This window comes from Mesorhizobium sp. AR10, from assembly GCF_024746795.1.
GTDB lineage: Bacteria > Pseudomonadota > Alphaproteobacteria > Rhizobiales > Rhizobiaceae > Mesorhizobium.
The window spans coordinates 5,603,396-5,623,889 of record NZ_CP080524.1; the positions used below are offsets into that span (position 1 = coordinate 5,603,396).

General features: G+C 63.5%; 24 protein-coding genes and 1 pseudogene. 12 read left to right on the forward strand and 13 right to left on the reverse strand.

Translation table 11 applies throughout. The features are described 5' to 3' along the window. Positions 1-126 precede the first annotated feature (126 nt). Both LHFGNBLO_RS30960 and LHFGNBLO_RS30965 read left to right on the forward strand, forming a co-directional pair. Positions 127-636, forward strand: coding sequence for a hypothetical protein (locus LHFGNBLO_RS30960; RefSeq protein ID WP_258603684.1), 510 nt, complete (start codon positions 127-129; stop codon positions 634-636). A 91-nt stretch (positions 637-727) separates the two neighbouring features. Continuing rightward, the gene (locus LHFGNBLO_RS30965; protein ID WP_258603686.1) at positions 728-1,117 is read left to right on the forward strand and encodes a hypothetical protein; all 390 of its coding nucleotides are present in this window, start codon (positions 728-730) and stop codon (positions 1,115-1,117) included. 85 nt (positions 1,118-1,202) lie between these two features. On the opposite strand, the gene LHFGNBLO_RS30970 is transcribed toward LHFGNBLO_RS30965, so the two are convergent. The 4 genes from LHFGNBLO_RS30970 to LHFGNBLO_RS30985 are packed head-to-tail and all read right to left on the reverse strand — an operon-like array spanning position 1,203 to position 5,238. Further along, complete coding sequence (locus LHFGNBLO_RS30970; RefSeq protein WP_319944192.1) at positions 1,203-1,595, reverse strand: hypothetical protein; 393 nt, start codon at positions 1,593-1,595, stop codon at positions 1,203-1,205. Between the two features lie 51 nt (positions 1,596-1,646). Continuing rightward, positions 1,647-3,953 carry a glycine--tRNA ligase subunit beta gene (gene glyS, locus LHFGNBLO_RS30975; RefSeq protein WP_258603687.1) on the reverse strand — a complete coding sequence of 769 codons (2,307 nt, stop codon included), beginning with the start codon at positions 3,951-3,953 and terminating at the stop codon, positions 1,647-1,649. Positions 3,954-3,957: 4 nt separating this feature from the next. Further along, on the reverse strand, positions 3,958-4,299 hold the full coding sequence (locus tag LHFGNBLO_RS30980) for a hypothetical protein (RefSeq protein ID WP_258603689.1): 342 nt from the start codon (positions 4,297-4,299) through the stop codon (positions 3,958-3,960). An 18-nt stretch (positions 4,300-4,317) separates the two neighbouring features. Further along, positions 4,318-5,238: a glycine--tRNA ligase subunit alpha gene (locus tag LHFGNBLO_RS30985; protein WP_258609983.1), complete on the reverse strand. Its 921-nt coding sequence runs from the start codon at positions 5,236-5,238 to the stop codon at positions 4,318-4,320. Positions 5,239-5,451: 213 nt separating this feature from the next. On the opposite strand from LHFGNBLO_RS30985, the gene LHFGNBLO_RS30990 reads away from it, so the two are divergent. Continuing rightward, on the forward strand, positions 5,452-5,931 hold the full coding sequence (locus LHFGNBLO_RS30990) for a GNAT family N-acetyltransferase (protein WP_258603691.1): 480 nt from the start codon (positions 5,452-5,454) through the stop codon (positions 5,929-5,931). A 51-nt stretch (positions 5,932-5,982) separates the two neighbouring features. On the opposite strand, the gene LHFGNBLO_RS30995 is transcribed toward LHFGNBLO_RS30990, so the two are convergent. The 5 genes from LHFGNBLO_RS30995 to LHFGNBLO_RS31015 all read right to left on the reverse strand — a co-directional run bounded on the left by LHFGNBLO_RS30995 (position 5,983) and on the right by LHFGNBLO_RS31015 (position 11,053). Beyond that, the gene (locus tag LHFGNBLO_RS30995) at positions 5,983-7,758 is read right to left on the reverse strand and encodes a tetratricopeptide repeat protein (RefSeq protein WP_258603697.1); all 1,776 of its coding nucleotides are present in this window, start codon (positions 7,756-7,758) and stop codon (positions 5,983-5,985) included. Between the two features lie 240 nt (positions 7,759-7,998). After that, on the reverse strand, positions 7,999-8,442 hold the full coding sequence (locus tag LHFGNBLO_RS31000) for a DUF1284 domain-containing protein (protein ID WP_258603699.1): 444 nt from the start codon (positions 8,440-8,442) through the stop codon (positions 7,999-8,001). Between the two features lie 9 nt (positions 8,443-8,451). After that, positions 8,452-9,042 (reverse strand): biotin transporter BioY, encoded by a 591-nt coding sequence (locus LHFGNBLO_RS31005; RefSeq protein WP_258603700.1) that lies wholly within the window; start codon positions 9,040-9,042, stop codon positions 8,452-8,454. A gap of 226 nt (positions 9,043-9,268) precedes the next feature. Continuing rightward, entirely contained in the window at positions 9,269-9,937 is a 669-nt protein-coding gene (locus tag LHFGNBLO_RS31010; RefSeq protein ID WP_258603702.1) for a GntR family transcriptional regulator, read from the reverse strand. Between the two features lie 99 nt (positions 9,938-10,036). After that, complete coding sequence (locus LHFGNBLO_RS31015) at positions 10,037-11,053, reverse strand: polyprenyl synthetase family protein (protein ID WP_258603703.1); 1,017 nt, start codon at positions 11,051-11,053, stop codon at positions 10,037-10,039. A 163-nt stretch (positions 11,054-11,216) separates the two neighbouring features. Between LHFGNBLO_RS31015 and LHFGNBLO_RS31020 the strand changes: the two genes are divergently transcribed. The 6 genes from LHFGNBLO_RS31020 to moaB all read left to right on the forward strand — a co-directional run bounded on the left by LHFGNBLO_RS31020 (position 11,217) and on the right by moaB (position 14,927). After that, positions 11,217-11,441, forward strand: coding sequence for a DUF2007 domain-containing protein (locus LHFGNBLO_RS31020; RefSeq protein ID WP_258603704.1), 225 nt, complete (start codon positions 11,217-11,219; stop codon positions 11,439-11,441). After that, the gene (locus LHFGNBLO_RS31025; protein WP_258603705.1) at positions 11,441-12,241 is read left to right on the forward strand and encodes a tRNA1(Val) (adenine(37)-N6)-methyltransferase; all 801 of its coding nucleotides are present in this window, start codon (positions 11,441-11,443) and stop codon (positions 12,239-12,241) included. The genes LHFGNBLO_RS31020 and LHFGNBLO_RS31025 overlap by 1 nt, the downstream gene beginning before the upstream one ends. Before the next feature lie 89 nt (positions 12,242-12,330). Further along, on the forward strand, positions 12,331-13,194 hold the full coding sequence (locus tag LHFGNBLO_RS31030) for a S49 family peptidase (protein WP_258603706.1): 864 nt from the start codon (positions 12,331-12,333) through the stop codon (positions 13,192-13,194). Between the two features lie 83 nt (positions 13,195-13,277). Continuing rightward, a complete protein-coding gene (locus tag LHFGNBLO_RS31035; RefSeq protein WP_258603709.1) occupies positions 13,278-13,463 on the forward strand; it encodes a hypothetical protein in 186 nt (61 codons plus the stop codon). A 26-nt stretch (positions 13,464-13,489) separates the two neighbouring features. Continuing rightward, positions 13,490-14,371, forward strand: a complete 882-nt coding sequence (locus LHFGNBLO_RS31040; protein ID WP_258603710.1) for a 4-(cytidine 5'-diphospho)-2-C-methyl-D-erythritol kinase — start codon at positions 13,490-13,492, stop codon at positions 14,369-14,371. A gap of 1 nt (position 14,372) precedes the next feature. Beyond that, the gene (moaB, locus tag LHFGNBLO_RS31045) at positions 14,373-14,927 is read left to right on the forward strand and encodes a molybdenum cofactor biosynthesis protein B (RefSeq protein WP_258603712.1); all 555 of its coding nucleotides are present in this window, start codon (positions 14,373-14,375) and stop codon (positions 14,925-14,927) included. A 68-nt stretch (positions 14,928-14,995) separates the two neighbouring features. On the opposite strand, the gene LHFGNBLO_RS31050 is transcribed toward moaB, so the two are convergent. Continuing rightward, on the reverse strand, positions 14,996-15,499 hold the full coding sequence (locus tag LHFGNBLO_RS31050) for a glycosyltransferase (RefSeq protein WP_258609985.1): 504 nt from the start codon (positions 15,497-15,499) through the stop codon (positions 14,996-14,998). A 150-nt stretch (positions 15,500-15,649) separates the two neighbouring features. Between LHFGNBLO_RS31050 and LHFGNBLO_RS31055 the strand changes: the two genes are divergently transcribed. The 3 genes and pseudogenes from LHFGNBLO_RS31055 to LHFGNBLO_RS31065 form a co-directional block, all read left to right on the forward strand. Next, positions 15,650-16,804 (forward strand): PA0069 family radical SAM protein, encoded by a 1,155-nt coding sequence (locus tag LHFGNBLO_RS31055; protein WP_258603713.1) that lies wholly within the window; start codon positions 15,650-15,652, stop codon positions 16,802-16,804. A gap of 161 nt (positions 16,805-16,965) precedes the next feature. Beyond that, positions 16,966-17,661 (forward strand): ribonuclease HII, encoded by a 696-nt coding sequence (locus LHFGNBLO_RS31060; RefSeq protein ID WP_258603714.1) that lies wholly within the window; start codon positions 16,966-16,968, stop codon positions 17,659-17,661. A 94-nt stretch (positions 17,662-17,755) separates the two neighbouring features. Continuing rightward, positions 17,756-18,749, forward strand: a pseudogene (locus LHFGNBLO_RS31065) (IS5 family transposase); the annotation flags it as partial. A 336-nt stretch (positions 18,750-19,085) separates the two neighbouring features. Here the strand turns inward: LHFGNBLO_RS31065 and LHFGNBLO_RS31070 are convergent. From LHFGNBLO_RS31070 to LHFGNBLO_RS31080, 3 genes are all read right to left on the reverse strand, one after another. Next, entirely contained in the window at positions 19,086-19,577 is a 492-nt protein-coding gene (locus LHFGNBLO_RS31070) for a F0F1 ATP synthase subunit B (protein ID WP_258603718.1), read from the reverse strand. A gap of 10 nt (positions 19,578-19,587) precedes the next feature. Beyond that, the gene (locus tag LHFGNBLO_RS31075; protein ID WP_258603720.1) at positions 19,588-20,187 is read right to left on the reverse strand and encodes a F0F1 ATP synthase subunit B; all 600 of its coding nucleotides are present in this window, start codon (positions 20,185-20,187) and stop codon (positions 19,588-19,590) included. Between the two features lie 80 nt (positions 20,188-20,267). After that, positions 20,268-20,492 (reverse strand): F0F1 ATP synthase subunit C, encoded by a 225-nt coding sequence (locus LHFGNBLO_RS31080; RefSeq protein WP_056103679.1) that lies wholly within the window; start codon positions 20,490-20,492, stop codon positions 20,268-20,270. Positions 20,493-20,494: the final 2 nt, after the last annotated feature.

The window sequence follows — 20,494 nt, forward strand, 5'->3', positions numbered from 1 at the left end:
GATGCTGGGTGCGTAGTACGGTGAGGTTCACGGGGCAAGTCCGGGCGTTGGCGAATTATCAATCCCTAAAATGCTATGTTTCCTCGCAAGGTGGCATCAATTCCCGAACGCTATGGTGCCAGCTTCATGGGCAAAGGGTTTATCATGGTGTCGATGCGTATGGTTGGAGCGCTTGGTTTGACCCTAGCGGCGATGACCGGTGGAGCACAGGCCTCGTCCATCGTTATTCTCGGCGCATCGACGACAACGCCATCCGTCGTCACGCTCGGCACGCCCGAACCGATGAAGATCGCTGCCTCCACCACGCCATCGATCGTGGCGCTTGGCGACCCGGTGCCCGATGTCACCTATGAAAACGTCGCGGCGATCCCGGACAAGCCGAAGTCCAGTCGTGGCTCCAAGCAAAGCCCGATGATCATTCGCGGCGGCATAGTCGGCGGCGCCTTCGCGTCGCCTGCGTCGGCCAAGGCCACTGCCGCCGCGCCGGCAGCGGTGGATACCAAGCCTGCGGATGAGACCAAGCCTGCAGGGACAGCGACCGCGGCTGCCGGTGAGGCGCAGCCCGAGTCAAAGCCAAAGCCTGAACCAGTTTCGCCGCAGCCGGAGCAGATCCCCACTGTCTCAAAGCCGATGTAAGGTCAGGGTCATCGGCATTCGGCTTGACGCCGATCCGCCACCCGGCGCACCATCAGGTTGATAGCGCCGCGTGTCGGCAAGGGGGTTTTTCATGAGCAAGACAAGATCATCTACCGTGGCCGGCCTGTTGCTGGCATCATTGCTGGGCACAGGTGTCGCCTGTGCCGACGACATGCTGGGGTCATATGTCGCGCGCATTTCCGACCGGGATCACCAGGCGAGCGACGGCTACGCGCTGGACAGTGCCGCGCAGATGGTGCGGCAGGATCGCGCCAACTGGCACAAATTCCACCGGCGCGACAGCGACGATGAGGGTGACGACTGGTTCGGGACCAATAGTGACCGGGCGGATTTGCAACGCATGCTGGAGCGCGGCGGCGCGATGAGCTCCTCGACACGACGCGCCATCGTCAATGGCGAGCCGCTGATCCAGGTCGATGTCTATTCGAACAGCGTGCGCGTCAGCATCTTGGAAAACTGACAAGTCAGCATCCGCTGAGACTGACCACAAACAGAAGGCGGCGCGCGAGCGCCGCCCTCTCCGTGACTGCGTCGATTGAGAAATCTCAGGCCGCTTCTTCCTTGTCCTCGTCGTCAGAGGACTCCTCGTCGGACTCTTCCTTTTCGTCTTCGTCTTCGTCTTCGCCTTCGGCCTTCACGCTGTCGTCATCATCTTCGTCTTCGTCCTCGTCATCATCCGAGAGGGCAGCAGCTTTGTCGTCCTTCTCATCCGTATGTTCGCTGTCTTCGTCGTCGCCATCCTCATCGCCGTCCGACAGGTCGGCGGCCTCGATTGCGGCAGCGGCGGCTTGATCGAGGATTGTCTCGGAAGCGGATTCAAGCGCCTCGGCGTTGCCTGAGGTTTCTTCTGTCACTTCGATTTCGTGAGCGGAATTCATGGAAGCCTCCGTGGGGGTTGGGGAACAAGTCCCCTTTTGCCACGGAGAGATCATCGTCATATGACTGTAAGCCGGCTCGAACGGCTTGCGGTCAGAATTTTTTCCGACGCCCTAACCGGCGATCTTCGAGAAATCCGCGACCCGATCGGTCGCCGCACGGATGCGGGCGAGCAGCGCCAGACGGTTGGCGCGCACGGACTGGTCCTCGTCATTTACGAGCACTTGCTCAAAGAATGAATCAACCGGTTCACGCAACACGCTAAGCGCCAGCATGGCGCCGGAAAAGTCTTCGTTTTGAATCGCTTCGCCGGCTTGGCTCTCAGCCTGATTCACCGCGGCAAACAGCGATTTCTCGGCATCTTCGCGAAACAGCGCCGGCTCAACGTTCTCGGCGATAGTCGTTTTCTTCTTCTCCTCGGCAGCCAGAATGTTGGCCGCGCGCTTGGTGCCGGCCAGCAGATTCTTGCCGTCCTCGGTGTCGAGGAACGAGCCCAGTGCTTCGACCCGGCGGACGATCTGCAGGAGGTCATCGGCCTGCGGCGTGATCACCGCGTCGATCAGATCGTGGCGCGCGCCCTGGTCGCGGAGGTAGACCTTCAGGCGATCGTGGAAGAAGGACAGGAGGTCGAGGCTCAAGCGCCACGCCATCTCAGGTGTCTCTTCCGCAAAGGCCTCTCTCCCCGACTGTCCTAAGAGGCGGTCATAAATTTCGGCTCTGTAAGTTGTTGTAGCGAGACCGGCTGATGCCAAGCGATCCGCGGCCTCAAGATATGGGCGCGACCCTTCACGCTGAAATTTCATATACGCCGCCAGTATCGGAGACATCATCGAACGGAGGAGCGAAACATTCGCCCCATCCTCAATCAGAATCCTCACCACCCCTAACGCCGCTCTCCTCAGCGCATAGGGGTCTTTTGATCCGGTCGGCTTTTCGTCGATCGCCCAAAAACCGACCAGCGTGTCGAGCTTGTCGGCCAGTGCGACAGCGATCGAAACCGGATCGGTCGGCACGCGGTCGGACGGGCCTTGCGGCTTGTAGTGTTCCTCGATAGCGGCTGCGACCGAAGGATGCTCGCCTTGCAGCAGCGCATATTTGCGACCCATGGCGCCCTGCAATTCAGGGAATTCGCCGACGACCTCGGTGGTCAGATCAGCTTTGGCCAAGACAGCGGCGCGACGCGCCAGCGCAGGGTTGGTGCCGACGATCGGCGCCAATTCCTCCGCAAGCCGCGCAATCCGCTCCACTCGCTCGCCTTGCGTGCCGAGCTTGGCATGGAAGGTGACGCCGAGATGGTCGAGGCGGGCCATGCGCTGGTCGAGCGGCTTGTTGAGATCGAGCCCGAACTTTTCCGCCGACGCCTTCAGGTCGCCGAGGTCCGGAACGTCGCCCTGGTCAGTCTTCCAGAAATAGAGCGCGTCGGACAGGCGGGCGCGCACCACCTTGCCGTTGCCGTGCGCGATCTCCTTGCCGCCGTCCTTGGCCTCGATGTTGGCGGTGAGGATGAAGCGGTTGGAGAGGTTCTCGCCGGCACCCTGCGGGCGCGTGACAAAGCACTTCTGGTTGGCGCGGATGGTCAGCCGGATCACCTCGGCGGGAATGGCCAGGAAATCCTGCTCGAACTCGCCCATCAGCACGACAGGCCATTCGACCAGGCCCGACACTTCCTCCAGCAATCCCTCGTCCTCGACCAGGTCGAGCCCGTTGGCAAAGGCGAGGTTCCTGGCGTCGGCAAGGATGATCTCCTTGCGCCGGTCACCATCGAGCACGACCTTCGCCGCCTCCAGCTTGGTGGAATAATCATCGAAGCGGCGCACGGTGATTGCATCAGGCGCATGAAAGCGGTGGCCGTAGGTGATGTTGCTGGAGCGGATGCCGTCGATCTCGAAATCGACCACCACCGGCTCCTCGGTCTCCGGACCGAAAGTGCACAGGATGGACTGCAGCGGCCGCACCCAGCGCAAGGAGCCTGGCGCTGCGGAGGCCGGCCCCCAGCGCATCGATGTCGGCCATGGGAAACTGCGGATGATGCCCGGCACCAGTTCGGCGATGATCTCTTCTGCCGCCCTGCCCGGCTTGGAGATGTGGGCGACATAGAAGTCGCCCTTCTTCGGATCGGAATGAACATGCGCCTCGGCGACCGAGGCGAGACCAGCCTTGCGCAGAAAACCCTGGACCGCTTGTTCGGGTGCTGTCGTCGAGGGACCTTTGATCTCCTCGTGAATGTCCTTCGAACGCGCGGTCAGGCCCCTGATATCGAGCGCCAGGCGTCGCGGCGTCCAGTATTCGCGCGCCGCCTCATAGGTCAGCCCGGCCTCGACCAGGCCGTCGGTCAACATCTTCCTGAGGTCGCCCGCCGCCTTGCGCTGCATGCGCGCGGGGATTTCCTCGGAGCGAAGTTCTAATAGCAGGTCAGGCATCGGGTCAGCTCGCGCGGGAGAATGGTCCGGGCGGGGCATAGCAACTCGTCTGGCCGCTGTCACCCTTGACTGTGCGATCGGCGCATTTGCCGACGATTTCCGAAATTTTAAATGGCCTGTCGGGATCGGGTGAACCGATCCGTCCTTGGATCAAAGATTTCCATGAACCGAACGCAGCGCTGGAGCGACCCACGCTCAGACAGAGAGCTATTGGCTGAACGACCATGAAGACGGCATCGACATTCCTGCAGATCCTCGCGCTCAGCGCCTGCTTCACTGCGCAGGTCCATGGTTCGTTCGCGATGCCGGGCGTTCGCCGCGCCTTGCAGACGATGGAAACCTTCACCCTCTCATCGATGAGGAGCTAAGCTGCCACCCCACCCGCCTGCGTAAGCAGGAACGCCTCGCCGCAGGCCTTGGCCAGATTGCGCACCCGCAAGATGTAGCTCTGCCGTTCGGTGACCGAAATCACGCCGCGCGCGTCGAGCAGGTTGAAGACGTGGCTGGCCTTGATGCACTGGTCGTAGGCCGGGAACACCATCCTGTGCATCGCCAGATTGTCGTTCGAGGCCGGCGCGCCGGCTTCGAGCAGCGCCTTGCACTCGGCTTCGGCGTCTTCGAAGTGTCGAAGCAGCATCGCGGTGTTGGCAAATTCGAAATTGTGGCGCGAATATTCCTGCTCGGCCTGCAGGAAGACATCGCCATAGGTCACCTTGTCGGCGCCTTCGCGGCCGTTGAAGTTGAGGTCGTAGACGTTGTCGACGCCCTGCACATACATGGCCAGCCGCTCCAGCCCGTAGGTCAACTCCCCCGCCACCGGCGCGCATTCGATGCCGCAGACCTGTTGGAAATAGGTGAATTGCGATACTTCCATGCCGTCGCACCAGCACTCCCAGCCCAGCCCCCAGGCGCCCAGCGTCGGGCTTGCCCAGTCGTCCTCGACAAAGCGGATGTCATGCAGCAGCGGATCGACGCCGATCGCCGCCAGCGAACCGAGATAGAGCTCCTGCAGGTTAGGCGGATTGGGCTTCAGGATCACCTGATACTGGTAGTAGTGCTGCAGCCGGTTCGGGTTCTCGCCGTAGCGCCCGTCCTTGGGCCGGCGCGATGGCTGGACATAGGCGGCGTTCCAGCGCTTGGGCCCGAGCGCGCGCAGCGTCGTTGCCGGATGAAAGGTGCCGGCGCCGACTTCCATGTCGTAGGGCTGGAGGACGACGCAGCCATAGTCCGCCCAGTAGTTGTGCAAGGTCAGGATCAGACCCTGGAAGGAGCGGCTGGGATGCATGTGGGCAGGAATATCAGCGGTCACGGCGGCCTCGACGGAGCGGCGGGATGGGGCACTCCCTAGAGCGCCGACCGCCAAGCGTCAAGGCAAGGCGCCGGCCGCAGCCGGCGTGAGCAATGCCGAACGCTTGGCAAGAGTTGGCCCATTGCCGGCCAAGGGCAGCTGCAGTCTGCTGACGAGGTCCATCACAGTTCAAACGACAGCAGGTGCAAAATGTCCGGCCCAATCACGATCCGCCCCGTCACGCGGCAGGATTTCGACCAATGGCTGCCGCTGTGGGACGGCTACAACGCGTTTTACGGCCGCTCGGACGAGACAGCATTGCCGAATGAGATCACGGAGATGACCTGGTCCCGTTTTTTCGATGCCTATGAGCCGATGGATGCACTCGTTGCAGAAAGCCGGGGAGACACAGGGAGCAAAGGACAGCTTCTTGGCCTCGTGCACTACCTCTACCACCGCAGCACCACGGCGATCGCGCCGAACTGCTATTTGCAGGACCTGTTCACGTCGGAGGCTTCGCGCGGGAAAGGCGTCGGCAGGGCGCTCATCAACGGCGTCTACGACCGCGCGAAAGCCGCCGGCTCAGGCCGGGTGTACTGGCTGACGCATGAAACCAACCACAGGGCGATGAAGCTCTACGACAAGGTCGGGGAACGCTCCGGATTTGTCGTCTATCGAAAACTGTTCTGATCAAAAAAACGGAGCCGAAATCGGCCCCGTTTTTTTGGAAATCAGGACCATTCACCCTTTCGGGGCAGTCGCCGGCTCGGGCTTGACCTTCGGGGTTTCCTGCGCCGTGTTGGATACGATCGGCGGCAGGCCCTTCAGCAGCTTCTGCTGCAAAATGACAAGCACGTCCGGATCCGGCTTCAGGTCGCGGGCCTGGTTCCACTGGAAAGTGGCCTCAAGCTTGCGGCCGACGCGCCAGTAGGCGTCGCCGAGATGGTCGTTCAGCACCGGATCTTCCGGCTTCAGCGACACGGCACGCTCCATTTCGCGCACCGCATCATCGAACCTGCCGAGCCGGAAATAGGCCCAGCCCAGCGAATCGACGATGTAGCCATCGCTCGGCCGCAGATCGACGGCCTTCTGGATCATCGCCAGGCCTTCCTTGAGGTTCATGTTCATGTCGACCCAGGAATAGCCGAGATAGTTCAGAACCTGCGGCTGGTCGGGGAACAGTTCCAGCGCCTTGCGGAAATTCGGCTCGGCCTTTGGCCATTCCTTCAGCCGCTCATAGGCGATGCCGCGCTGGTAGAAGACGTTCCAGTTGGCCGCAATCGGGTTCTTCAGCACCGCGACCGCCTGATCATAGAGATTGGCGGCCGAGCGGAAATCGTCCTTCGAGGAATAGACGCCACCGAGCGCCAGATAGGCGCGCATGTCGTCGGGGTGGGCATCGACGAACGCCTTCAGATGGGCGATCGCCTCCTCGTGGCGGTCAAGATCGGCAAGGTTGAGGCCAAGCTGCAGGTCCGAAAGCTCCTTCAGCGGCGAAGAATCGGGAATGCGGCGGTACAGCGCGATGGCCCCCTCGCCGTCCTTCAACTGCTCGGAGACGGCGGCGAGTTGCACAAGGGCAGCATCGCTGTTGGGCTTCAGCGCCAAGGCATATTGCAGATAGAGGCGGACGAACGGCTCGCCGCCGCCGCGATTGAGCGCGGTGGCAAGGTCGAGCAGGATTTCCGAGGCGCCGTCCGCTGGACCGGTGACGAAGGGCCCGATCTTTTCACCCTTGGCGATCCTGTCGCGAAGTGCCGTGATTTCCACCTTGCCTGGCGCAAATGCCTCGGCCTGGTCGAGCACCGACAGCGCCTTGTCCTTGTCGCCCTTGCGGGCAAGGAAGGACGCGTAGGCCTGCGCGTTGCGCAGCCACGTTTCAGGGGCAGCACCACCTGCGGTGGTGTCCTGCAGGGTGGCAGCATAGATCGCATCCGCCTTTTCGGACAGGCCCGACGCATCGGCGATCAGCGCGCGATGGAAGGATTTGAACAGGCCGAACCAGTCCGGACCCTGGAGCTTGTCCACGGAGGCCATTGCCCCGGTGGCGTCGCCCGCGCCTTGCTCGGCCCAGCCGGACATGACGCCGGAGATGAGCCGGTCGAGATCGGATTCGAGCGACAGCTTGAGCCAGTACTGGGCCTTGGTGAAATCCTTCTTGTGGAAGGAATCGACGGCCAGCGCCAGGCGCGAGAAACGCTCGACGTCGGGAACTTCCTTGAGCTTGTCGGCATAGACCAGGGATTCGTCGAAACGGCCTTGCGCGATCAGCGACAGCATCAGGCTCTGCTGCAAGGAGGTGTCGCCGGGATCGAAGGCGAGCGCCTGCTTGTAATAGGCGATGGCATTGTCGAGGTCGTTGTCGCCTTCGGCGACCCGGGCGGCGAGATAGGCTCCCGAAAAGGACGTGATCTTGACCGGTTCGGTGGTTTGTTTGGCATAGGCCGGCAGACCCGAGATCGCCATGCCCGTCACAATTGCCAGGCCTGTCAGCCAGCGCGCACGTCCTTGCCGCATCGTATCCCTTTCAGCCAAACGCGAGACCCGCGTCAGCGGGATCGCCGTAGACTCGATCTTTTCCCGACAAAGCATGGCCTTTTTGGGGTCAGGCTTCAATCCAGGCTGAATTCACAATCGGGTCACCCGAATAATAAACCATGGCAATAGCGAAGTCATCCGCGTGAAAAGAGTAATCCGACCTCTCCGGTGGGAAGGCTTGGCAACGGCAATCCCTCGGGGCGCAGATGCCGTGTTTGTTTAGCTCTGTTTCGACGGGTCTGGCCGCTGCACACGGGTATCCTGATAGCCGCCCGCCGCGACCACACTGCACAGTTCTACCCACTCGCAGCCCAGGCAGGCATTGCGCGTCAGGCCTGTCGCGAAAGCCCGCCGCATCGCGGTCAAGGTTGCCGCGTCGAGATCGAGACGGAGACCGGCCCGGATCGGCCGGGCCAGTAGTTCCCCTACGTCTCGCGCAGCGAGTCGATCTCGCTCGACAACGCTCTCCTGCAAGCAATGCGATTCCGGCTCGCCGAGCAACGGAGCGCAGATGTCGTCAGGACCGGAGACGATCAGGATTTCCTCGCCCCGGCCAAGACGCTCCGCGATCACGTCATAGTTGGCGGTAAATGCGGGGCCATATCCCTTGCCGACATAGGCCAGCAGGCAAAGGAGATGATGTGAGCGCAGCCTTATGGTCATCGCTTGTGATCAGGGATGTGCCGGCGCCTTGTTGCCGGACAACAGCTTGAGCGTTGCAGCGGCGAGCGCCGACTTGAGCAAGCCGCCAACGATGAACGGTAGAAAGCCGAACGTGACGGCTTTTTCGGCGCCGATCATGGCGGCAAGCCAGGCCGTGCCGAGAACCAGGCAGGCAAGGTTGCCGAGAACCATGGCGGCGAAGGCGAGCACGACCCTGTTGCCGTTCCAGCCGCGTTCGGCCAGCCAGCCGACAAGCGCGCCGGTGAGCGGGAAGGCAAAGAGATAGCCGCCCGTCGCGCCGAGGAAATGCTGCACACCGGACGCTCCGCCGGCCAGCACCGGAAAGCCGACTGCGCCTTCGACAAGCCAAGTTGCGATGGTGATGGCGCCAAGCCGCCAGCCATAGAGCGCACCGATCAACGTCACCGCGAAGGTCTGCATGGTCACGGGAACCGGCACCATCGGCACCTCGATGTAGGACGACAGCGCCAGAAACAGCGTGCCGAGGACTACGGCTCCAACCTGCCAGCCGAGAGAGCGGCTTTGCAGACGCAATGGGCTGAAGGACGACTTGGAGGACGAAAAGGCGATGTCTGTCATGTTGGCTTCCTTGGGTTGGTTTCGAATTATAGATAATTTTCTCAATCAATCTATTATCGAATCCATACTTTCTGCGCGATAGCAACCCTGCTGCCTGCAGAAAGCCGTCCCGACCTGTGAGAGGGAGGATTTTTGCGGCGAAAAACCGCGGCATTTCTCGGTGTGGCATTTCTCGGGGTGGGCGAATCGCCCCAATTCGACGCCGCAGAATCGCGACGGACGCGAACTAGCCGACGATTGCGAAGGCTTCGCGTGTCGTTCCGGAGGCGGTCTTGACCGGCTTGCGGCCGATCCATTGCACATGCCGCCCGAGAGTCGCGGCGGCGGAGTCCGTGTTGCCTTGCCGCAGCGCGCTCAGGATCGCCCGATGATCCTGGTCGGTGCGGATCTCCCACTCCGATCGCCAGGCGGCGAACAGGAAGCGGGCACTTGCCGCGTGCAAATCATCGATGGTGGCCAGAAGGCGCGGCATGCCGCAAGGCGCAAGGATCAGCCGATGAAAGATGCGGTTGGCTTCCTCCCACGAGCGGACATCGCGGGATTTGTCGCCGGCCTTCGTCGCCTCCTCGGCCAGATCGAGGATGGCCGATGTCAGATGCGGCGCGGCATGGCGCAGCGCCAGCACTTCGAGCGCTGCCCGCATTTCGGCGACTTCCTTGACCTCACCCAGATCGAAGGACGCCACGCGCACCCCGCGGCGCGGTTCGCCGATTGCCAGTCCTTGCGCCTCGAGACGGCGGAAGGCCTCGCGTACGGGGACGTGGCTGGTGTGGAATTCCTCGGCGATATGGTCTTGCCGAAGTCGGGCGCCGGGCTCGATTGCACCCGAGATGATGCGGTCCGCCAGCACCTTGCTGATTCGGACGGCGATGGTGTCGTCTGTGCCCTTTGCCATTTTTTATAGATAATTTGCGGCGCGGCCGATTGTCGAGACAATTGCATCGGGATTGCAAATGCCAGCGGTAAATACCGGGACGATTCTCAGTTCACCGGCTCAGTTCACCCGGCTGATGCAGAAATCGATGACGTCGATCAGCGCCGATTTCTGCGGCGTTGCTTCCAGCGGCGCCAACGCGTCGCGGGCGATCTCGCCGAAATGGCGGGCACGCCCGATCGTGTCGGCAATCGCGCCGTGGCGGGTCATCAGGCCGATCGCCTTTTCCAGCCCGGCGTCGTCGGTGACATTGTCCTCGATGGCACGCTTCCAGAAGGTGCGCTCGGCCTTGGTGCCGCGGCGATAGGCGAGAATCACCGGCAGCGTTACCTTGCCCTCGCGAAAATCGTCGCCGACATTCTTGCCGAGATCCTTGCTGGAGCCGCCATAGTCCAACGCATCGTCGATCAATTGGAAGGCAAGGCCGAGATTCATGCCGTAGGAGCGGAGTGCTGCGCGATCGTTGCGCGTCGCCAGCGCGATGACCGGACCGACCTCGGCGGCGGCTGAGAACAGCGCCGCGGTCTTGGCCTTGATCACCGCGAAATGCTCATCCTCGGTGGTTTCGAGGTTCTTTGCGGCGGCAAGCTGCATCACCTCGCCCTCGGCGATGATCGAAGCGGCACTGGACAGGATGTCGAGCGCCTCGAGCGAGCCGACATCGACCATCATGCGGAAGGCTTGGCCGAGCAGGAAATCGCCGACCAGAACGCTTGCCTGGTTGCCCCAGATCATGCGGGCGGTCTTCTTGCCGCGGCGCATGCCGCTCTCGTCGACGACGTCGTCGTGAAGCAGCGTGGCCGTGTGCATGAATTCGACTGATGTGGCGAGCTTGACGTGGCCTTCGCCGGAATAGCCGAACATCTGGGCGGCGGCGAGCGTCAGCATCGGCCGCAGCCGTTTGCCGCCCGAGGAGATCAAATGGTTGGCAACCTCCGGGATCATCTCGACGTCGGAACCGGCCTTCGACAGGATCAGTTCGTTGACGCGGCCCATGTCGGCCGCCGTCAGGTCGATGAGGTCCTTGATGGAGGCGGCTTCCCGCTTCCCGTTTTCTATGTTGAGAACGACACCCACTACAATCACTCCCGTCCTGATATCACGCGCGCGACGGCCCTTGTCCCTGCATGGACTCTAGGGCGGCATCCACGGGCACGGCAAGAGGCGAATTGGCGCGGCTGCTCTGGTACTTGGGTCCGCCCACGTTTACATAAACGCCGCAAGCTGCGAGTTTCATGCAATGATCGAGCTCATCCGCACCAACGATGCCGTCATCATCTCCTTTGTCGAATCGCTGATGCGCGATGCCGGCATCGGCTTTTTCGTCGCCGACCAGAACATGAGCGTGCTCGACGGCTCGATTGGCATCCTGCCGCGGCGGATCATGGTCGACGCCGATCAGGCCGATATGGCACGGCGCATCCTGACGGATGCCGGCATCGCCAACGAAATCCGCCAAAAATAATGTCGGCGCCGCAAGCCGCCCATGTCCCGGACACGCCGGCCCACACGGTCGACGCCTTTCATCGCGGGCGCTTCTGGCTGGTGCAGCCGAGGCAGGGAGGCCATCGCGCCGGCATGGACGCCATGATGCTGGCCGCTGCCGTGCCGTCCGCCTTTTCCGGGCGCCTCGCCGACTTCGGCGCCGGCGCCGGTGCCGCGGGCCTGGCCGTGCTGTCGCGCTGTGCGGGTGCCGAGGCCGTGCTGGTCGAACGCTCTCCTGAAATGGCGGCCTTCGCCGCAACGACGCTTGCCCACCCCGGCAATGCCCATCTCGGCAACCGCGCCTCGGTGCTTTCCGCCGATGTCACGCTGTCGGGCCGGGCGCGAACCGAAGCCGGCCTTGCCGACAATGCCTTCGACTTCGTCATCATGAACCCGCCCTTCAACGCCGCCGAGGATCGCGCCACGCCTGACGCGCTGAGGAAAGAGGCGCATGTGATGGAGGACGGACTGTTCGACAGCTGGATCCGCAGTGCGGCGGCGGTGGTCCGGCCGCGCGGCGGGCTTGCCGTCATTGCCCGGCCGGAGCAGCTCGGCGTTCTGCTCGAGGCGATATCGGGCCGCTTCGGCGATGCCGAGATGCTGGCCGTCCATCCCCGCCCCGAGGCGGCGGCGATCCGCATCGTCGTCAGGGCAGCACTCGGAGCGCGCGGCAAACTGTCGATCCGGCCGCCGCTGATGCTGCATGCACAATCGGGCGACGGCCCGTCGGAACGGACCGAGATGATCAACAACGGCCTGGCGTCGCTGTTCGGCGACTGATCCATTTTGACCGGCCGGCGCCGCGGCATTGCCGTTGGCCGGCGAATCCCTACATGCGTTCGAGCAAATTGACCGGAGACAGCCACCTCGTGAAACGCCTCTTGAACCGCCTACTGCCGAAATCCTGGCGCTCCACCGTCGTCACCATTCCCGTCATCCGGCTGCACGGCACCATCCTGTCGGGTGGCGGCCAGTTCCGGCCGAGCCTGTCGATCGCATCCACCGCCGGCCTAATCGAGAAGGCGTTTTCGTTCGAAGCACCGGCGGTCGCCATCTCGATCAATTCACCGGGTGGCTCGCCGGTGCAGTCGCGGTTGATCTTCAAACGCATCCGCGACCTAGCGAGCGAGAAAAACAAGAAGGTGCTGGTGTTCGTCGAGGACGTGGCGGCTTCGGGCGGCTACATGATCGCGGTCGCCGGCGATGAAATCTTTGCCGATCCGTCCTCCATCGTCGGTTCGATCGGCGTGGTCTCAGCCTCGTTCGGCTTTCCCGAATTGATGAAGAAGATCGGTGTCGAGCGCCGCGTCCATACCGCCGGCCAGAACAAGGCGGTGCTCGACCCGTTCAAGCCGGAGAAAAAGGAAGACGTCGAGCGGCTGAAGGCGCTGCAGCTCGAGGTCCACCAGACCTTTATCGACCTCGTCAAGGACCGGCGCGGAAGCAAGCTCAGGGATGATCCGGACCTGTTCACCGGCCTGTTCTGGACCGGCAAGAAGGGGCTGGAGCTCGGCCTCGTCGATGCGCTGGGCGACATGCGCACCGTGCTGAAGACCCGATTCGGGGCAAAAACCCAGCTCAAGCTGATCACGACGCCGCGCGGCTTCCTCAGCCGGTTCGGCCTGTTCGGCTCGAGCCACGGGTTTTCAGCACCCGATATCGCCGCTGCTGCTGCGACCGGCATGGTCGATGCGGCGGAAGAACGCGCACAGTGGGCGCGCTTCGGGCTTTGAAAAGCCGGCAAAAACGTCTAGCATGAGACTTCAACCGACCCGACCGGCCGCCTTTGCCGGCCTTGCGAGGGAGGAATTTTGACGTGCCACAGATCATTTTCTTCGTCGCCGTCGGCGTCCTGGCCTATGTCGGCTACCGCTCCTTCGTCAGGGAAGCCCAGCGGGTGACGGCCAAGATTCGGCGCACCGAAAAGCAGGCGGCCAACGGCACGATCGGCACGCTGGTCAAGGATCCGAAGACCGGCGAATACCGCCTGGCCAAGGACTGAACATCATCCCCCTCACCGCTGAGACAGTGCATTCCGAGGCCCGGACGTGGCATGCGCATGCCAAGATCAATCTTGCGCTGCACGTCACCGGCAGGCGCGCCGACGGCTATCACATGATCGAAAGCCTGGCCGTGTTCACGCGCTTCGGCGACAGGGTCGAGACGGAGCTTGCCGACAGCGACGCATTTTCCGTGTCCGGCAAATACGCGTCGGCGGTCCCGCTCGACGGCGGCAATCTGGTGGTGAAAGCACGCGATGCGCTGCGAGATGCGGCCGGCCTCGAACAGACGCCGCCGGTCGCCATCAGGCTCGAAAAGAACCTGCCGGTCGCGTCCGGCGTCGGCGGTGGGTCTAGCGATGCCGCGGCGGTGCTGCGCGGGCTCGCCCAAACCTGGGGGCTGAGCATCGACGATGCCGAACTGGCCCAGATCGGCCTCTCGCTCGGCGCCGACGTGCCCATGTGCCTTGCGGCAAAGCCGTTGATCGCACGCGGCGTCGGTGACGAATTGTCCATCGTGCCGGGTTTTCCCGCCCTTGGGTTGGTTCTGGTCAATCCCGGCACTGCCGTCTCCACAGCGCAGGTATTTGCCGCGCTGTCGCGTCGCGACAATGAGGGACTGCCGCCGCTGCCGCGTACTTTCGACTTCCACAGCGTCCGCAACTGGCTGGAGATCACGCGCAACGATCTCGAGCCTGCAGCGCTGGCGATACAGCCCGCCATCGGCAGAGCGCTTTCGATGCTGAACAGGGCCGGGTCGGGGTTCTCGCGGATGTCAGGGTCCGGCGCGACCTGCTTCGGGCTGTTCGAGACCGGCAATGTCGCCAAGCGCGCGGCTGCCGAGATCCGCGGCCGTGAACCGGACTGGTTCGTCGCAGCGACGCGCAGCATGACATCGGAGGCCGACTGATATGGCCAGGATTGACGAAAGCCGTTCCTTCATTCCGGTGCGCATCGCGGTGCTGACCGTTTCCGATACGCGCAGCCTCGCCGACGACAAATCCGGCCAGACGCTTGCCGATCGCATCACGGAGGCCGGCCACATCCTCGCCGCCCGCGACATCGTCACCGACGACAAGGAAAAAATCCGCGACACGGTTCTGGAGTGGTCGCGGGACGAAAACATCGATGTCGTCATAACCACCGGCGGCACCGGCTTCACCGGCCGCGACGTGACGCCGGACGCGCTTGAGCCTATCTTCGAAAAGCGCATGGACGGCTTTTCCGAGGTGTTCCACCGCATCTCCTATGACAAGATCGGCACTTCGACGATCCAGAGCCGGGCGACCGGCGGCGTCGTCAATGCCACCTTCGTCTTCGTGCTGCCGGGCTCGCCCGGCGCCTGCAAGGATGCCTGGGACGGCATTCTCAAGCCGCAGTTCGACTACCGGCACATGCCCTGCAACTTCGTCGAGATCATGCCGCGGCTAGACGAGCATCTGCGGCGCGGTGCCAAGACAGCGTAGGCGGGGTTTTCCTCGGCTCAACTCAGCGGATAACACCCCCCTCGCTCCGTGAACGGGGAAGCAAGACATCACTTAGTCGGCGCCACCCAGATTTCGGCGTCGAGCCTCTTGGTCGCAAGGCCGCGCGCAATAGCCTCGGCGCTGCGCGCATTCTTCGACAGAGCCGCAGCCTGCCGCTTGCTGATCACCAGCCCTTCGGCCAACGCCCGGTTCCCTGAAAAGACGCGTGCCAGGAACGGTGTGCGGCTGCCCCGCGCCCGCGAGAACCGCGCCGGCATGGTTTGCCTGGCGGTGTGGGCGACGACCTCGTCGATCCAACCCTCCGCCAGCCGTGCGCCCGGCTCCAGCAAAAGCAGCCACTCGCCTTTCGCCTGCCTGATGCCAGCGGCGATACCACCGCTCACATAATGGCAGCCGGCATGCTCGGCGACGCGGTGCGTCTGATCGGTCGAACCGGTGTCGCAGACGATGACATCGCGCACCACGCCCTCGACCGCGCCACCGATCAGCGAGGCAAGCGTGCGGGCAAGGCCCTCTTCGTTATTCAGGGTTTCAATGAGAACGCTGAGCATCATTAGCCGAATAGCGGAAAGCCCGACGCAGCGCCAGTTTTTGCATCGCACAATAAAAAGTTCTTGCTTTGTTCTCTTCGGCAAAATAGGAATAGTTTCATGAACAGAGCGATTCGACAGCCGAACGACAGTCCCTGGGAGAGGGCGAAAATGGAACATATCGTGCGTGCGGACATTGCAGCCTTCGGGGCAGGAAGAGCCGAGATGGCGAATGCGATGATCGAGCAGAGCGGAATGCGCGTCCGTCCGGACCGCAATCGCGGCCGGTCCGCCGGCATCAACCCCTCCGGCCGGTTCGAGCCGGTCAGCCGGCATGTCTTCGACGACGGCTGGAATTCGCTTGAGGAACTGCCGCCTTTCAAGACTGAGGTGCAGGTCGAGAGGCCGCACACCATCATCACCCGCAACGAGTCGCCGGATATTTCCTTCGACCGTTCGATCAACCCCTATCGCGGCTGCGAACATGGCTGCGTCTACTGCTTCGCGCGGCCGACGCACAGCTTCATGGGCCTGTCGCCGGGACTGGATTTCGAATCGAAGCTGTTCGCCAAGCCGGATGCGGCGCGGCTGCTCGACAAGGAATTGTCGAAGGACGGCTACCAGCCGCGCACCATCGCCATCGGCACCAACACCGATCCCTACCAGCCGATCGAGAAGCAGTACCGGATCATGCGCGAAATCCTCGAAGTGCTGGAGGCACGCGGCCATCCGGTCGGCATCGTCACCAAGTCCGCTCTGGTGACGCGCGACATCGACATCCTGTCGCGGATGGCCGAACGCGGGCTCGCCAAGGTGGCGCTGTCGGTGACGACATTGGACCGGATGCTGGCCAGGACGATGGAGCCACGCGCGTCAACGCCGACCAAGCGGCTGGAGGCGATCCGGCAGCTTTCGGATGCCGGTATTCCGGCCTCTGTAATGGTGGCGCCGATCATCCCCGGCCTCACCGACCAGGAGATGGAGCGCATCCTCGATTCGGCACGTGCTGCCGGCGCGCGCGAGGCCGGCTATGTCGTGCTGCGCCTGCCACTGGAGGTCAGCCCGATCTTCAAGGACTGGCTGCTGCGCCACTATCCCGACCGCTATCGCCACGTCATGTCGCTGATCCGTTCGATGCGTGACGGCAAGGACTACGATTCGGAATGGGGCAAGCGCATGAAGGGCGCCGGCCCCTATGCCTGGCAGATTGGCCGGCGCTTCGAGATCGCCGCCAAGCGGCTCGGCCTCAACGCCGAGCGGCGCATGCTCAGGACCGACCAGTTCGTCGCCGCGACCAATGCAACCGAGCAGTTGATGCTGCTTTGATGAAGTGTTCCGCGCCGGCCGGCTAGTGGCCCGGCGCAGACAAGAATCCCGTCTGGCCTGTCCTGTCCCCGGGTCCGCAGACGGTGCCCTCCCGATCCGGTGCCTCACCCGACCCGGAGGGACTTGCGGAGAATCGGAGCCAATGCGAACCTCGCCGCACCATGGCTCGCGCGCGTTCCGATTCTCCGCTTCTTTTCGAAATCGTCGAGAAGCCCGACTTCTCCTTCGAAACGAAGGCGATGGCCGAAGGGCTGTGGCCGGTGGCAGGAATGGACGAGGCCGGCCGCGGCCCGCTCGCCGGACCGGTCGTCGCCGCGGCGGTGGTGCTCGACCCCGCCAACATCCCTGAGGGCCTCGACGATTCCAAGCGCCTGAGCCACCTGCAGCGCGAGGCGCTGTTCCTGAAAATCCTCGGCTCCGCCTTCGGCGTGTCGATGGCTTCGATCAGTGCGGAAGGCATCGACGGCAGCAACATTCTGAAAGCCAGCCTCGAGGCCATGCGCCGCGCCCTGGTCGGCTTGCCCATACAAGCCAAACTGGCGTTGGCCGACGGCCGCGACGTGCCGCCGGGCCTGCCTTGCGCGGGACGCGCGCTGATCAAGGGCGACCAGCGCTCGCAGTCGATCGCCGCCGCCTCGATCGTTGCCAAGGTGATGCGCGACCGCATGATGTGCGGCTGCGGCAGCCACCACGGCCGCTACGGATTCGAGCTCCATATGGGTTACGCCACCGCGCGCCACCGCACGGCGATCGAGGTGCACGGGCCGGTGGCGCGGCTGCACCGCGTGTCGTTCGCGCCGTTCAGGCTTGGCGGTGCGGAAGTAGTCGAAGACGAGAGTTTCGCCGGCCTGGAGTGAGCGAAGGCGGTTGCGACACCTAATCTCCCCCTTGAGGGGCCTGTTGCAAAATTGGCTGGTTGTGATTCCCTGTTTTTGACAGGAGGATCGTTCGATGACGACGAAGCCGAGCGGGCAGTTCAGTTTTGTGGAGGCTCTGCTTCCGCAGGGTCTTGGTCGGAGCGGGCGGCTGGACCGGCTGTCGTCGCTTGTGAAGTGGTATCGCTTCGAGAAGATCCTGGCGCGGCTGCGCTCGCCCGGCGGCCCGGGCCGTCCTGCCTACAGTTCGCTGGTGATGTTCAAGGCACTGCTTCTGCAGTCCTTGTACGGGCTGTCGGACAGCGAGTTGGAGGAGGCGCTCGCCGATCGGCTGTCGTTTCGGCGCTTCGTCGACCTGACGCTCGAGGAGACGGTGCCCGACCACACCACGCTCAACCGCTTTCGCAATCTTCTCGTCGAGGCCGGGCTTCTGGAGAAGCTGTTCGGCGAACTGGACCATCAGCTGGACAAGGCGGGGCTGATCCTGCGGCGCGGCACGATGCTCGACGCCACCGTTATCGAGACGGCAGCGGCACGGCCGCCCAGTGGAGCGGCGCAAGAGGCCGGCGAGGCTGGCGATCCCGATGCCGGCTTCACGCGCCGGCAGGGCAAGCCTGGCTCCTCCTATGGCTACAAGGCGCATGTCGGCGTCGACCAGGGGTCCGGCCTGATCCGCCGGGTGAGGACGACGGCGGCCAACGTCAACGACACGGTGGAAGCAGACCATCTCATCTGTGGCGACGAAGGCGCGGTGTTGGCGGATGCGGCCTATCATACCAAGGCGCGCGAGTTGTCGCTGAAGGAGCGTGGGATCAAGCCGCGGCTGATGCGGCGGGCCAACAAGCATCATCCGCAATTGCCGGCGCGCCTGCAGCGCTTCAACCGGCTGATCGCGCGGCAGCGTTTCGCTGTCGAGACCACCTTTGCCACATGGAAGAACCGCATGCGGCTTCGCGCCATCCGCTATCGCGGCTTGGCCAAGGCGGCTGGGCAGGTTCTCATCGCCGTCATGGCCTTCAACATGCGCCGCTGGGTGACGCTGGCGACCTGATCCAGGGCCGCACTGCGCCCGAAATCCGCCCAACACGCCAAACCCTAACCCATCCGGCGACAGGCCCGCGCCGAAGGGCACTCCGAATTGGCCCTTACTTCTCCTCTTGCCCTCCCACCCTAGTAACGCAACAGGCCCCTTAAGGGGGAGATGGCCGGCAGGCCAGAGGGGGTCGCCACGCGTGAAGGGCCGGCCTCTTCTTCACCGAAAAAGAGGGCGTCGCGTCCAGTCGAAGCGACCCCCTCTGTCGCCTTCGGCGACATCTACCCCTCAAAGGGGGAGATCATCCGCGCCAACAACAAAAAGCCGCCAGGTTTCCCGAGCGGCTCTCGATGATCTGATCGACGCGATCAGCTTAATTCAGCTTGGACTTCACGTCCTGCAGCGAGGCCTTGAACAGGTCTGCGCCGGCCTTGGCGTCGACCTTGCCGGCAAGCAGCGTGCGCGCGGCTTCGACGGCGATGTCGACGGCGCTGGCGCGCACTTCAGCGACCGCATCGCGCTCGGCTTGACCGATCTTCTGCTCGGCCAACGCGGTGCGCCTGGCGACATAGTCCTCGGTCTTCTTGTGCGCTTCGGCGGCAAGCATGTCAGCCTCGCGCTTGGCGGCGGCGACGATGTCGGCGGCCTCCTGCTCGGCTTCCTTGCGCTTGCGCTGGTACTGACCGAGCAATTGCTGGGCCTCGTCGCGCAGCCGGCGGGCTTCCTCAAGCTCGTTGCCGATCTTGGCGGCGCGGGCATCGAGCGATTTGGCGATCAGGCCCGGCACCTTGATGTAGACGGCGATGCCAAGGAAAATGATGAGGGCAACCGTGGCCCAAAGCGTCGCGAGAGATGTGGCGTCCATGATGCGCTCCTCACCGGGCCACGGATTTGACCGCAGCCGCGATCTCGGCCTTGCTGGTCTTGCCGCCGAGAAGTGCCTCGACGATGGCCGAAGCGGTATCCTCGGCAATCGTGCCGACTTCCTTCATGGCATTGGCCTTGATGGAAGAAATGCGGGCCTCCGCCTCGCCGAGCTTCTGGTCGAGGGCAGCCTCGACCTTCTTGCGGGCGGTCTCGGCTTCGGCCTTGGCGGCATCGTTGGCCTGCTGGCCGATGACATTGGCCTTGGCCTTGGCCTCCGCCAGTTCCTGCTCATAGGCGGCAACAGCAGCGTCAGCCTCGCCCTTCAGCCGGGCGGCATGGTCGAGATCCTGCGTGATGCGATCGTTGCGAACGTCGATGATGCCACCAACGCGCGGCATCACCACCTTTTTCAGGAACAGGTAGAACAGCCCGAAGGTGATCGCCAGCCACAGTAGCTGCGACGGGAACGTCGCCGGATCGAATGGCGGGAACGTGCCATGCGCCTCGGCAGGCACGCCGGTGCCGGAATGCGTGTCGCCTTCCGTGCCGGTATGGCCGCCTTCGACGGCGGGCGCGGACTCTTGCGCAAAGGCAGATGTCACGAACATGGACTATCCCCTGATATCAGGCTTGGCCGCAGGGTTGCGGCCGGCCTGTCCAATCTTCCCAACGCTTGACCGAACGGGGCTCAGCCGAACAGGGCCAGAAGCGCGATGAGAAGCGAGAAGATGCCCAGAGCTTCGGTCACGGCGAAGCCGAAAATCAGGCGGCCGAACTGGCCATCAGCAGCCGACGGATTGCGCAGCGCGCCCGCCAGGTAGCTGCCGAAGATGTTGCCCAGGCCAATGCCCGCGCCACCCATGCCCAGGCAAGCGATGCCGGCGCCGATGTACTTTGCTGCTTCTGCTTCCATGT